The 12942-nt window shown below is 69.2% G+C and carries 13 protein-coding genes; 6 read left to right on the top strand and 7 right to left on the bottom strand.

Annotated elements, in window-relative coordinates; translation table 11 throughout:
* The first annotated feature begins 69 nt into the window (after positions 1–69).
* Positions 70–1641, top strand: coding sequence for a sodium:solute symporter family protein (locus tag ACKTSN_RS26570; protein ID WP_409471412.1), 1572 nt, complete (start codon positions 70–72; stop codon positions 1639–1641).
* A gap of 23 nt (positions 1642–1664) precedes the next feature.
* Here the strand turns inward: ACKTSN_RS26570 and ACKTSN_RS26565 are convergent, their stop codons facing one another.
* Both ACKTSN_RS26565 and ACKTSN_RS26560 read right to left on the bottom strand, forming a co-directional pair.
* On the bottom strand, positions 1665–2780 hold the full coding sequence (locus ACKTSN_RS26565) for an ADP-ribosylglycohydrolase family protein (RefSeq protein ID WP_409471411.1): 1116 nt from the start codon (positions 2778–2780) through the stop codon (positions 1665–1667).
* Between the two features lie 121 nt (positions 2781–2901).
* Positions 2902–3396 carry a hypothetical protein gene (locus ACKTSN_RS26560; RefSeq protein ID WP_409471410.1) on the bottom strand — a complete coding sequence of 165 codons (495 nt, stop codon included), beginning with the start codon at positions 3394–3396 and terminating at the stop codon, positions 2902–2904.
* Between the two features lie 391 nt (positions 3397–3787).
* Between ACKTSN_RS26560 and ACKTSN_RS26555 the strand changes: the two genes are divergently transcribed.
* On the top strand, positions 3788–4216 hold the full coding sequence (locus ACKTSN_RS26555; RefSeq protein WP_409471409.1) for a hypothetical protein: 429 nt from the start codon (positions 3788–3790) through the stop codon (positions 4214–4216).
* Between the two features lie 139 nt (positions 4217–4355).
* Here the strand turns inward: ACKTSN_RS26555 and ACKTSN_RS26550 are convergent, their stop codons facing one another.
* Positions 4356–5201, bottom strand: a complete 846-nt coding sequence (locus ACKTSN_RS26550; RefSeq protein ID WP_409471408.1) for an IS5 family transposase — start codon at positions 5199–5201, stop codon at positions 4356–4358.
* A gap of 287 nt (positions 5202–5488) precedes the next feature.
* Between ACKTSN_RS26550 and ACKTSN_RS26545 the strand changes: the two genes are divergently transcribed.
* Together ACKTSN_RS26545 and ACKTSN_RS26540 are read left to right on the top strand one after the other, a co-directional pair.
* Positions 5489–5812, top strand: a complete 324-nt coding sequence (locus tag ACKTSN_RS26545) for a transposase family protein (protein WP_409471407.1) — start codon at positions 5489–5491, stop codon at positions 5810–5812.
* Positions 5764–6453, top strand: coding sequence for an ISL3 family transposase (locus tag ACKTSN_RS26540; RefSeq protein ID WP_409471406.1), 690 nt, complete (start codon positions 5764–5766; stop codon positions 6451–6453). Before ACKTSN_RS26545 ends, ACKTSN_RS26540 begins: the two co-directional genes overlap by 49 nt.
* Here ACKTSN_RS26540 and ACKTSN_RS26535 read toward each other — a convergent pair.
* Positions 6353–6784 carry a hypothetical protein gene (locus ACKTSN_RS26535; protein ID WP_409471405.1) on the bottom strand — a complete coding sequence of 144 codons (432 nt, stop codon included), beginning with the start codon at positions 6782–6784 and terminating at the stop codon, positions 6353–6355. The genes ACKTSN_RS26540 and ACKTSN_RS26535 overlap by 101 nt on opposite strands.
* Positions 6785–7280: 496 nt before the next feature.
* Here ACKTSN_RS26535 and ACKTSN_RS26530 point away from each other — a divergent pair, with 496 nt between their 5' ends.
* Together ACKTSN_RS26530 and ACKTSN_RS26525 are read left to right on the top strand one after the other, a co-directional pair.
* Positions 7281–7766, top strand: coding sequence for a GNAT family N-acetyltransferase (locus ACKTSN_RS26530; protein WP_409474924.1), 486 nt, complete (start codon positions 7281–7283; stop codon positions 7764–7766).
* A gap of 174 nt (positions 7767–7940) precedes the next feature.
* Positions 7941–8774 carry a GNAT family N-acetyltransferase gene (locus tag ACKTSN_RS26525; protein ID WP_409471404.1) on the top strand — a complete coding sequence of 278 codons (834 nt, stop codon included), beginning with the start codon at positions 7941–7943 and terminating at the stop codon, positions 8772–8774.
* A 17-nt stretch (positions 8775–8791) separates the two neighbouring features.
* Here ACKTSN_RS26525 and ACKTSN_RS26520 read toward each other — a convergent pair whose 3' ends face one another.
* From ACKTSN_RS26520 to ACKTSN_RS26510, 3 genes are all read right to left on the bottom strand, one after another.
* A complete protein-coding gene (locus ACKTSN_RS26520) occupies positions 8792–9370 on the bottom strand; it encodes a hypothetical protein (RefSeq protein ID WP_409471403.1) in 579 nt (192 codons plus the stop codon).
* A gap of 74 nt (positions 9371–9444) precedes the next feature.
* Complete coding sequence (locus ACKTSN_RS26515; RefSeq protein ID WP_409471402.1) at positions 9445–12030, bottom strand: bifunctional FO biosynthesis protein CofGH; 2586 nt, start codon at positions 12028–12030, stop codon at positions 9445–9447.
* A 38-nt stretch (positions 12031–12068) separates the two neighbouring features.
* A complete protein-coding gene (locus ACKTSN_RS26510; RefSeq protein ID WP_409471401.1) occupies positions 12069–12917 on the bottom strand; it encodes an LLM class F420-dependent oxidoreductase in 849 nt (282 codons plus the stop codon).
* Positions 12918–12942: the final 25 nt, after the last annotated feature.

Genomic DNA, 12942 nt, shown 5'->3' with positions numbered 1-12942 from the left:
TGTCGTGTCCGCGTCGCCGCACTCACGATGAGCGGGCCGTTCACAAGGCGGACCCTGGAAGGGTGGCACATGAACAGTCTCGACTGGGCCGTGCTCATCGGCTACTTCGGCGTCATGGTCGCGATCGGCATCTGGTCGCACAAGCGCGTGGACAACGTGAGCGACTTCTTCACCGCCGGCGGGAAGATGCCGTGGCGGCTGTCCGGCATCTCGCACCACATGTCCGGATACAGCGCGGTGATGTTCACCGGGTACGCAGGCATCGCCTACACCTACGGCGTGACCTCCTTCGTGACGTGGTCCTTCCCGATCGCGCTGGGTATCGCCATCGGGTCGAAGCTGTTCGCACCGCGCATCAACCGGCTGCGCTCGCGGCTGCATGTGGCATCCCCGCTCGAATATCTGAAGAACCGTTATGACCTCAAGACCCAGCAGGCGCTGGCCTGGTCGGGCATGCTGCTGAAGATCGTGGACGTGGGCGCGAAGTGGGCGGCGATCGCGACCCTGTTGTCGGTGTTCACCGGGGTCTCCCTGAACGAGGGCATTCTCATCACCGGCGGTATCACGGCCGTGTACTGCACCATCGGCGGCCTGTGGGCGGACGCGCTCACGGAGCTGGGGCAGTTCATCATCCAACTCCTCGCCGGCATCGCGATGTTCGTCGCCGTCGTGGTCGAACTCGGCGACTACGGCGGGTTCTTCGGCGTCTGGGACCGGCCGGAGCTGGACGGACACGAGAAGCCGCTGGTGGGGCCGTACGGGACGGTCTTCCTGCTCGCCTTCCTCTTCATCAAGCTGTTCGAGTACAACGGCGGCATGCTCAACCAGGCCCAGCGGTACATGGCGACGCCCACTCCGCGGGAGGCGGAGCGCTCGGCCCGGCTGTCGGCGGTGCTGTGGCTGGTCTGGCCGCTCGTGCTGTTCTTCCCCATGTGGATGTCGCCGCTGCTGGTGGAGTCACAGAAGCCGGACGGCTCCGACTCCTACGCCCTGATGACCGAACAGCTCCTCCCGCACGGCCTGTTGGGTCTGGTCATCGTCGGCTTCTTCTCGCACACCATGGCCATGTGCTCCTCCGATGCCAACGCGATCGCCGCCGTCTTCACCCGGGACTGCGCGCCCGTGGTGTGGGCCAGGGCCCGGTCGTGGAGCGAGCGCCAGGGCCTGGTCGTGGCCCGCGTCGCCACCGTCGTCTTCCTCGGGCTGTCCATGGCGGCGGCCACGCAGGTCAACTCCCCCACGTTCAAGGACATCATCACCGTGGTGATCAAGTGGGTCGCCGGCCTGATGGGCCCGATGGCCATCCCGATGATGCTGGGCCTGCTGCGGCCGTTCCGCCGCTCCGGACCGACCGCGGCGCTCGTCAGCTGGTCGATGGGTCTGCTCGCGTTCTGGCTGGTCAACTACCCGATCAACTGGAACGTCGAGGGCGGAGTGCCGCTCCAGTACCAGGTGTCCGTGCCACTGGCGGTGTCGCTGGTGCTGTACATCCTCATCGGATACATGAAGCCCGAGGACACCCCGGAGCGGCTGGCGATCATCGAGCGGATCAACACCGACGGGGACGGGGCGGCGGCGGCCGCGGTCCCGGCTCCCGCCGGGGCGGTGGACGACGTGGTGCGTACGACGACGAAGGATTGACCTGTGTCACAGGGTGCTCGGACTCACGCCCGCGGATAGCGCGTCAGCCATGCCGGTGACGCGCCCGCCGGGCCGTGCAGGGCCGGGCCCTGGGTCATCTCCATGGCGAAGTCGTCGGCCAGCTCCAGGATCGTGGGGCGGCCCTCCAGCTCGACCAGCCAGGCCGGCGGCAGCGCCGTCTCGCCGTGCAGGGCACCGAGGAGGCCGCCGGTGAGGACGCCGGTCGTGGCGGAGGGACCGTCGTGGTTGACGGCGAGACGCAGCCCGTGCCGTACGTCCTCACCGACCAGCGCGCAATAGACGGCGGCGGAGACAACCCTCTCCGCTGTACCCTCCCCCGCCAGGTCGGCCACCCGCGCCGGCGACGGGATCCCCTGCCGTACCGCGCCCAGCGCGTGCTGCAACGCCTCCGACACCGGCTGATGCCCCGGACGCGCGGCGAGCAGGGCGAGCGCCCGCTGCACGGCACCGTCCAGGCTGTCGCCCCGCGCCAGCGCATGCACGATCACGGCGTACGCGCCCGCCGCAAGGTAGGCGGTGGGGTGGCCGTGGGTCTGGGCGGCGCACTCCACGGCGAGCTGCACGACCAGTTGCGGCTCCCAGCCGACGAGCAGTCCGAACGGCGCGGAACGGGCCGCCGCCTCGGGGCCGGCCTCACCGGGGTTCTTCGGCACATCCAGCGTGCCCATGACCTCGTCGCCGAGGCCCAGCAGCAGGGCGCGGGCCGGGTCGCGGCGGGCGTACAGCCACTCCTCGCGGGCCAGCCAGCCGTCGTCCTTGCGACGCAGGTCCGGTCCCCAGTCCCGCTGGGTGGCGGCCCAGCGCAGATACGCCCGGTGCAGGTCGGTCGGCGGATGCCAGGCACCGGTGTCCCGGCGCACCTGGGCGCGGATCAGCCCGTCGACGGTGAACAGCGTGAGCTGGGTGCGGTCGGTCACGGCGCCACGCCTGCCGTACGCGGGCGCAAGATCGACGACTCCCTCCGCGCCGTGCACCTCCCGTATCCCGTCCAGCGTCAGCCCGTCGACCGGCGCACCGAGCGCGTCCCCGACGGCCACGCCGAGCAGCGTGCCACGCACCCGACTGCGGAAGTCCTGCTGCTCGGTACGGCCCCAGACGGCGCCGGCTGTCGCGTCCACCAGACCTCCCGAGGGCACCGTCCGTACGTACGACAGCTCAGCACTGTATTCGACCGGGGGCGGTCGGATCAGGGGGCGGATCGATATGCGAGGCCTGACCTAAGTAGTCACAAACGATCTATTATGAGCCGTACCACGTCACTGCCTCTGCCTCCGCCGCCTCGCGGATCACCCGAATCTCGGCGACCGCGTCGGACGGGTCCTGGTCGCCGCTGTCCACGATTCGCTCCAGCTCCCGCAGACGCTCGGCCCGCACGGGGTGGGCCTTGCGGTCCTCGACGAGGTAGCGGGCGTGCTCTTTCTGCGCGTGCGGGGCGTCCACGGTGACCGTGGCATCGGCCAGGTCCGTGTCGTCCACGGTATCCAGCAGCGGGGCGAACTTCGGGATTCCGTTCGTCTTGGCGCCGAGCTCGCGCAGGGCGGTGGTGAGAGCTCGCCGTGGGGGGCGGCGGTCATGGCGAATGCCCGGCTGCCGTCGGCGCGGACCGCCCCGCGCAGGCACTGCTGTCCGCCGCGAACGTCTGGCGGCGCGGTGGTGGCTGCTCGCCCGTGCGGTGGGCCGCGCCCGATGGGCGCGGCGCTGTTCACGCCCGGGGACGCCGTCAGGGCCGAGCATGCCTGGCGGGCGCGGGAGTCAGCGCGGCCGGGCGCGCGAATCCGGCCGCGGTCAACGCGCCCGGGTCCACCCGGGCGAACACGTCGCGCAGGGCCCGTTCGCCCGGCGCCCGGAAGAGACCGGCGAACGGATCGAACGGGCAGCCGGGGCGGGCCGGTTACGTCCTGGCCGCAGCGGCGGACCCACTCAGCAATCGCCGTCAGCGAGGTGCGCCCCGCGCACGTCATTGCGCACACGCCCACGGCGAGCAGTGTCACCGGTTTGACCGGACGATCAGGACTCTCCCCGGGCCCTGCTTCACAGCCGACACCGAAAGGCCGGGGAATGTAACTTCCCGTATTGAGCCTGTCAAGCCCCGAGATTCAGTAGCTTTGCTTGTTTCTTGCGATGGGTGAATGTGGTTTTAGGCGAATCGCCGGCGCGCCGCATCCAGGTGGCGCAAAAGGCAAGTAGAAATCTCGGCTTGCCGCACTTCAAAAAGCGAATCAAATTCACTCAAGGAGAAAACATCATGGCTGCAAACATGCGCGTACGCGTCCTCCACATCGTCGGCGGTTCTTGCGTTGCTGCGATTCTCGCCGGAACGGTTGGCGTGGCGAGCGCCGAGGCGGTGCCTCAGACGCCGAACGCTGCGGTGAGCGTGGTGCAGGGCGGCGACAACGACTTCAACGAGCAGAAGAACCGGATCAAGGGCAGCGGCAACGACTTCAACGAGCAGAAGAACCGGATCAAGGGCAACGGCAACGACTTCAACACCCAGGAGAACTCGATCGAGGGCAACGACAACGACGGCAACACCCAGTCGAACTCGATTGGCTGAACACGCCACACGTGCTGATCGGCCTTGACAACGGAACCCGCCACAGGATCGTGGCGGGTTCCGTCGTCTCCGGGATCCCTGAGACAGCACGACCTGCTGAGAGGACGTCTGGTTCGTGCAGTTCGCGGGTGATTGGGGTTTACACGTCTCGCCAGGTTGGGGTGGTTTCGCCGGTTGCGCGTTTGGCGAGGGTGGAGATCGCTGCGAGGCGGATCATGCTCTCGGAGTGTTCGGGTTTCGTCTCGTAGCCGCGGGCAAGTCGGCGGTGCATCATGATCCACCCGAAGCTGCGTTCCACCACCCAGCGTCGTGGCAGCACGGAGAAGCCTTTGCCCTGTGTGTTCCTTGGTACGACGTCGACGTCGATGCCGAGTTTTGCGCCGTGTTCGACGGCCTGGGTCTTGTAGCCGGTGTCGGCCCAGGCCTTGGTGATGGTGGGGTGGGTGGCCGCGAGGCGGGTGAGGAGTTGTTTGCCGGCTTCGTTGTCGGAGATGCCGGCCGCGGTGACCGTGACCAGCAATAACAGGCCGAGTGTGTCGGTGATGATGCTGCGCTTGCGGCCGACGATCTTCTTTCCGGCGTCGGTGCCCTGGGTGGCGGCGGGCACGGCGTGGGCGGTCTTGACGGACTGCGAGTCGATGACACAAGCGGTCGGCTCGGGATCGCGGCCCTCCTTCTCGCGGACCAGGCGGTGCAGGCGGACGCCCAGCTTCTCGATGATGCCGTCGCCACTCCAGGAGCTGAAGCAGGCGAAGACGGTGGTGTGGGGCGGGAAGTCGTGCGGCAGGTAACGCCAGGCGATGCCGGTGCGGTTGACGTAGAGGATCGCGTTCATGACTTCCCGCAGGTCCGTGACCTTGCCGCCCAGATTGAGCGAGGTCTTCTGCCGCTCGGCCCGCCACGCGGTCAGGACCGGCTCCATCAACTCCCAGCGGGCATCGGACAGGTCGCTCGGATACGCCTTGCGTGGCGGCTGTGAGGCCATGACCACACTGATACGGTCCGCGACCTTGTGGGCCTATCGCTCGATCGGGCGACAGGGCGAAGACGGTCCCGGCATTTTCGAACCGAACAGGGCCTATCGGAATGAAACAGGTAAATACGCGGGGACGGCAACCGGATCACTCTGGAGAGGATCCGGGGCAAACAATAAATATCTCCACATCCCTGGCGGCCAACAGAACACCTATATGCAGAGCAAACCGATGAAAACGTCCTCTCAACGGCCTGGCCATTGAGAAGGTCGAGCGGCTCGCGGACGGCATCCGGCGGGTGTACCCGACCACCGCGGACGAGGCCGCACGGGCCTGCCCCTCCTGCGGGGTGTTCGCCGTACGCGTCAAAGGCTTCGTGCAGACGCGCCCACGGGATCTGCCCTTCGGCGAACGGAAGCTGGAGCTGGTGTGGCGCAAGCGCCGCTGGTACTGCACCGAGCCTGCCTGCCCACGCCGGAGCTTCACCGAGCAGGTGAGCCAGGTCCCGGCCGGGCGAGGATCACCGAGCGGCTGTGGAACGCGGCCGGGCGGCGGGTGCGTGACGCGGGTTCCATGGTCGTCCAGGCGGCCCGGGACCTGGGCCTGTCCTGGCCCACGGTGATGGACGCCTTCCGCGCCGCCGGGCAGGCTGTGACGGCTGCGGCCCTCGAACCGGTCGAGGTACTCGGGATCGACGAGACCCGCCGGGGCCGCATGCAATGGCGCCAGAACCCGCAAACCGGCCGGTGGGAGCCCGCAGCCGACCGCCGGCACACCGGCTTCGTGGACGCTTTCGGCGTCCAGGGCCTACTCGGGCAGGTCGAGGGCCGCGCTCCCTCCGACGTGCCGGCCTGGCTCGCCACGACGCCGCTGCCTTGGCGCCGGCAGATCCGCTACGTCGCGATCGACATGGCCCCCGGCTACCGGGCCGCGATCCGTACCGGGCTACTCCACGCCACGATCGTGGTCGACCACTTCCACGTGGTCCAGCTCGCCAACAAGATGCTCAACACCGTCCGGCGCCGGACCACTGCCGCCCCGCGTGACCGACGCGGACGGGCCTGCGACCCGGAGTGGAAGGCCGCGTCGCATAACCCGACGGAACCCGCCACGATCCTGTGGCGGGTTCCGTCGTCAAGGCCGATCAGCACGTGTGGCGTGTTCAGCCGATCGAGTTCGACTGGGTGTTGCCGTCGTTGTCGTTGCCCACGATCGAGTTCGACTGGATGTTGCCGTTCACATTGCCATTCCCGTTGCCGTTGACGGTGTTGTTGTCCCCGATGACGACGATGGTGACGGAGCCGTTCCCACTACCAGGCTTGGTGCTGCCGTGGCGCTTGTACTTGTTGTACTTGTTGTACTTCTTGTACTTCTTGTACTTCTTGTGCTCGCCGTGACCGCCGTGACCGCCGTGGCCACCGTGGCCACCGTGGCCACCGTGGCCACCGTGGTCGACTGCAGCCGTGGTCACGGTGCCGGCATGCGGCGTCGCCGGGGCGGCGAACGCACTGGTGGGCATCAGCACACCTCCTGCAGCCAGGGCGGTCGAGGCGGTAGCCACCAGAAGGCGCTGCGTCCGAGAGGTGCGGGGCATGGGAATTCTCCTCCAGCGAGAAAGGTCGGGGGTTTGCCGAACGGCCCTGTCAGTTCACGGGCCTTTCTCCGGCGGGACACATGTCCCGTACGTCGCATCGCCAAGGTCGTTCCGGACGATGCGGGTGGGCCGGCTGCTCTGCGTGGGCCCATGTCTCAAGTAAGCCCTGGCAGACGAATCGCGTCATGCCGCTGAAATTCGGGACTTGACAGCTGATGATCCCGATAGGGGCCATGGCCGCCGATCGACACGCGTCTCCACCCGCACAATCTCCCCGTCCGCGGAAGATGCCCCTGGTGCCGTGACTGGGGGCGTTCACCGGGTGGGGTTGTGGTGGTGGATGATGTCGCGGGCTGGTTGCCGGACCGCTTCGAAATCGCTGGACGCCTTCGGGTCAGTCGGCGAGCATTCGCAGGTGACAGATGAAGCCGATCACCTGAGGCTGCTCACGCGGAGCCCGAGACGTATCCGTTTTGTCGAGCTGTCCGGCGGGGTGATGTCCGCTTTGCTGGATGGAGACCTGTCCGGAGCCAGCAGGATGGCCGGGGTTTCGCTGACCGAGTACTTCGTGACCGACAGAGCACGGTGGCTGTGGCAGTTCCGGCTCGACCAGATGGCCGCCGATCCCGGCCATGCGCGGTGGATGGTGCGGCAAGCGGTCGTCGGCGACAAGGGTCTCGTCGTCGGACATGCCGGGTTCCACGGACCGCCCGATGAGGTCGGCATGGTCGAGATCGGCTATTCCGTCGCTCCCGACTTCCGTCGCCAGGGATATGCCCGATCCACGCTGATCGAGTTGCTTCGCCGGGCAGCAGCGGAAACCGCAGTCACAACCGTGCGGGCGACGATCAGCCCCGACAACGTGGCATCCCTGGCCACGATCGCGGGCTTCGGCTTCGTCGAGGTCGGAGAGCAGTGGGATGAGGAGGACGGTCTCGAACTCGTCTTTGAGGTCCCTGCCTCCCGTGTTCCACCCGCATGACGGGAAGGTTCGCGGCAGAACGCTGAGCTGTGACCATGGCATCCGGCAGGGCATTCGCGGTGCGCCACCGCAAGTAGCGGTGCACAGGTTGCGCGCTACCGAGCCGCGCCTGAGGCTTGCTCCAAAGGGGATCAGGACGGGAGATTCGGTATGGGTCTCAGGCTGCGGCCGGGTATGCCCGAGGATGCTGAGGCGTGCGGGCGCATCTGTTTCGAGGCGTTCCGGGATATTTCGGCCGAGCACTCCTTTCCCACGGACTTCCCCGCTCCCGATGCCGCGGTCGGGGTGGTGTCGATGCTCCTGGGCCATCCCGGCTTCTACTCGGTGGTGGCCGAATCCGACGGCCAGGTCGTGGCCAGTAACTTCCTCGATGAACGCTCGCCGATCGCCGGCGTCGGCCCCCTCACCGTCGCTCCCGCCCTGCAGGACAAGGGAGTGGGACGCGCACTCATGCTGGACGTGATGCGTCGTGCTGAGGAGCGCGGGGCGCCCGGCGTTCGTCTGTTGCAGGCCACCTACAACAGACGCTCCCTCTCTCTGTACGTCAAGCTGGGTTTCCAGGTGCGTGACGTGGTCGCCTGTATGCAGGGCACTCCGCCCGACGAGGAGGTCGACGGCTACCGGGTGCGGCACGCGACCGATGGCGACGCGGATGCCTGCAACGCTCTGTGCCGGCGGATCCACGGGCATGACCGCGCCGGGGAGCTGACCGATGCCCTCCGGCAAGGCACCGCACTCGTGGTCGAGCATGCGCACCGCATCAGCGGCTACGCCACTGACCTGGCCTTCTTCGCCCACGCGGTCGGCGAGAGCAACGAGGACCTGAAGGCGCTGATCTCAGCAGCCGAGGCTTTCGGCGGATCCGGCGTCCTGATCCCCATGACCAATCCCGAGCTCTTCCGGTGGTGCTTGGAGCGGGGACTCCGCGTGACGGGGCCCCTGACCGTGATGACCACCGGCCTCTACAGCGCTCCCCAAGGCGCCTATCTGCCCTCGATCCTGTACTGAAGAGCAGGAACGGCCCGCTACTCGACCACCGCCACCGTCGTCCCCGCCGTCCCGAACGTCCACAGCGCCGAGCTGTCGGACGTCTTCATGCGGATGCCGCCGGTCTGGACGCCGGACGCGGCCGGTGGGGGCGACGAGCCGTCGACCGCGGCGGAGAAGGCGATGTTGACGCCGGACTTGGCGGCGAAGTACACGATGTGCTCGATCTCCACGCCGTCGGAGCCCGTGGTGGCCTCCTCCGTCCGCGTCCCGACCGTATACGTGCCGGGGTCGGGGGCGACCGTGCCGGGCCACACGGTGAACGTACGGCGGGCGCTGTCGCTCGCGTCGACCAGCCATACGCGCCGCTCACCGAGGGAATAGACGATGCGTCGCCCGGTGCCGGAGCCGTCCGGTACCGCGGCGGGCCGGGATTCCGTCGGCGCGACCGAGGGCTGCGCGCTCGCGGACGCCGAAGGGCCGGGCCGGGCCGCCGTGGCCGTGGGCCGGGGCCCCTGCTCGGCCTGGACGGTCAGGACGGCGACCCCCGCGATCGCCCCCACGGTCAGGCCGGTGACCCAGGCCCACGAGGGAAGCCGTCGGGCAGGCACGGGCACGCATCTCCTCAGTCTCCGACCCCCGGTGCCGGGGGTCGGATCATCGTACTGTGGGGGGGCCGAGCCCCCATCCCTCAGTCCAGCACCGGCAGCAACTCCGGCAGATGCCCGTCCGAGGCCGCCGCCGCCCGCTGCCGCTCCTGCGGCACCTCGCCGTACAGCGTCGTCCGCGGCTTCGCCGGGCGGCCGGCCGCCTCGGCTACGGCCACCAGGTCGCGCACCGACTTGTACGAGCCGTAGGAGGAGCCCGCCATGCGGGAGATCGTCTCCTCCATGAGTGTGCCGCCGACGTCGTTCGCACCGGAGCGGAGCATCTCCGCCGCGCCCTCCGTGCCCAGCTTCACCCAGCTGGTCTGGATGTTGGGGATGTGCGGGTGGAGGAGGAGGCGGGCCATTGCCGTCACCGCGCGGTTGTCCCGCACGGAGGGGCCGGGGCGCGCGATGCCCGCCAGGTACACCGGCGCGTTGGTGTGGATGAACGGCAGCGTCACGAACTCCGTGAAGCCGCCCGTCCGTTGCTGGATGCCGGACAGGGTGCGCAGGTGGCCGAGCCAGTGGCGGGGCTGGTCGACATGGCCGTACATCATCGTCGACGACGACCGGATGCCCAGCTCGTGCGCCGTCGTGATCACCTCGACCCAAGTCGCGGTCGGCAGCTTGCCCTTGGTCAGGATCCAGCGGACCTCGTCGTCGAGGATCTCCGCCGCCGTGCCGGGGATGGAGTCGAGGCCGGCCTCCTTGGCCGCCGTCAGCCACTCGCGGATCGACATGCCGGTGCGCGTGGCGCCGTTCACGACCTCCATCGGGGAGAAGGCGTGCACGTGCATGCCGGGGACCCGGTCCTTCACCGCCTTCGCGATGTCGAAGTACGCCGTCCCGGGCAGGTCCGGGTGGATGCCGCCCTGCATGCAGACCTCGACCGCGCCCACGTCCCACGCCTGTTGGGCGCGGTCGGCCACCTGGTCCAGCGACAGCGTGTACGCGTCGGCGTCCGTGCGGCGCTGGGCGAAGGCGCAGAAGCGGCAGCCCGTGTAGCAGACGTTGGTGAAGTTGATGTTCCGCGTGACGATGTACGTGACGTCGTCGCCGACCGCCGACTTACGGACGTCGTCGGCCACCGCGCACAGCGCGTCCAGCGCCGGCCCGTCCGCGTGCAGCAGCGCCAGCGCCTCCTCGTCGGTCAGCCGGGTCGGGTCGTCGGTCGCCACCCGCAGCGCCGCACGCACATCCGTGTCGATGCGCTCCGGTGTCATACCGGGGGCGGCCGCCTCGCGCAGGGCCTCCCAGTCGCCGTAGACGACGTCGAAGTCCTCCCGGCGGTCGCCGGTACGGCCCTCGGTGTCGATCGTGGTGTGCAGGTCCGTTCGGCCCGACGCCGTGAACGCCTCCTCCGGCTCCTGCCACGGGTGGCCCTCCACCACCGCGTCCGGGCGGGCGAGGCCGGTCTCCGGGTCCGCCAGCGCGCGGACGTGCGGCAGCAGTCGTGGGTCCAGCCAGGGCTCGCCGCGCGTGACGAACTCCGGGTACACGCAGAGACGTTCCCGCAGTTCGAAGCCGGCCGCGCGGGACTTCTCGGCGAGTTCCTCGATCTGCGGCCAGGGGCGTTCGGGGTTGACGTGGTCGATCGTCAGCGGCGACACGCCGCCCCAGTCGTCGATGCCGGCGCCGATCAGGCGCTCGTACTCGGCATCCACGAGGTTCGGCGGGGCCTGGAGGCAGGCCGACGGGCCCATGATGTGCCGGGCGACCGCCACCGTGGCGACCAGCTCGTCCAACTCCGCGTCCGGCATGCCGCGCATCGCGGTGTCCGGCTTGGCGCGGAAGTTCTGGATGATCAGTTCCTGGATGCCGTGGTACGAGCGGGAAACGCGGCGCAGCGCGAAGAGGGACTCGGCGCGTTCCTCGTACGTCTCGCCGATCCCGATGAGGAGCCCGGACGTGAAGGGGACGGAGGAACGCCCGGCGTCCTCCAGGACGCGCAGGCGTACGGCGGGTTCCTTGTCCGGGGAGCCGTAGTGCGGACCGCCGGGCTCGGACCAGAGCCTTTCAGCGGTCGTCTCCAGCATCATGCCCATGGACGGGGCCACCGGCTTCAGCCGCTGGAAGTCGGTCCAGGTCATGACCCCGGGGTTGAGGTGGGGCAGCAGGCCCGTCTCCTCCAGGATGCGGATGGAGATGGCGCGGACGTAGGCGATGGTGTCGTCGTAGCCGTGCGCGTCGAGCCATTCACGCGCCTCCGGCCAGCGGTCCTCGGGCTTGTCGCCGAGGGTGATCAACGCCTCTTTGCAGCCCAGCGCGGCGCCGCGCCGGGCGATGTCGAGGACCTCGTCGGGGGACATGAACATCCCGTGTCCCGCCCGGCGCAGCTTGCCGGGCACGGTGACGAAGGTGCAGTAGTGGCACTTGTCCCGGCACAGGCGGGTGAGGGGAATGAAGACGCTCTTCGAGTACGTGATGACGCCGGGGCTGCCGGCCGCCTCCAGGCCCGCGTCCCGCACCCGGGCGGCGGACGCGGCGAGGTCCTCGAGGGCCTCGCCGCGGGCTTGTAGCAGAACCGCAGATTCCGTCACATCGAGCGCGACGCCGTCCCGGGCGCGCTTGAGGGCGCGACGCAGGGAGTTCTCGGTGGGTCCAGTTCCGGAAGTCGCGGAAGTCGTCATCCTTCGAGCATACGGTCGAGGTGATCAGGTCCGGGCGGTCAGTCCAGGAAGCCGCCGTACCCGTCCAGCGCCCGCAGCACCTCCGCCTCCCCGGCCGGCGGCAGCTGTACGACGACCTCCTCGATGCCCAGCTCCGCGTAGTGCGCGAGCTTGCCCGGGGTGGGGTGGACGGCGTACGGCACGACCTGCAAGGCCTCCAGGGCGCGGCCCGCGTCGGCCCATGCGGCGCGCAGCAGGGGCAGCGACTCGGACAGGCCGCGCCCGCCGATGGGCAGCCACCCGTCGGCGTACTCGCAGATGTGCGCGAACAGCTTCGGCCCGGCGGCACCGCCGATGAGCGTGCGCGGCCCGACGACCGACCCGCGCGGCTTCTGCACCGGCTTGGGGTACGCGAAGCTGGCCCGTACGCTGCCGAACTCACCCTCGTACGCGGTCGGTTCCTCCGCCCACAGCGCGCGCATCAGCGCCATCCGGTCCCGGACCAGCTCACGCCGCGTCCGCCATTCCACGCCGTGGTCGGCGGCCTCCTCGACGTTCCAGCCGAAGCCGAGGCCGAGGGTGAAGCGGCCGCCGGAGAGGTGGTCCAGGGTGGCGATCTGCTTGGCCAGGTCGATCGGGTCGTGCTGGGCGGCCAGCGTGATGCCGGTGCCGAGACCGAGGCGTTCGGTGACGGCGGCGGCCTGGCCGAGCGCGACGAAGGGGTCGAGGGTGCGGCCGTACTCGGGCGGCAGCTCGCCGCCCGCCGGGTACGGACTGGTCCGCTCGACGGGGATGTGGGTGTGCTCGGGCAGGTACAGCCCGGCGAAGCCCCGCTGCTCCAGCTCACGGGCGAGCCGGGTCGGGGTGATGGTCTCGTCGGTGAGGAAGACGGTGACGGCGATTCGCATGACCCATCTCTACCCGGGGATACCT

The sequence above is a fragment of the Streptomyces flavusporus genome, from assembly GCF_046267975.1.
GTDB lineage: Bacteria > Actinomycetota > Actinomycetes > Streptomycetales > Streptomycetaceae > Streptomyces > Streptomyces flavusporus.
The sequence above is the reverse complement of the archived record's forward strand: the minus strand, read 5'-3'. Positions and strand labels throughout refer to the sequence as shown.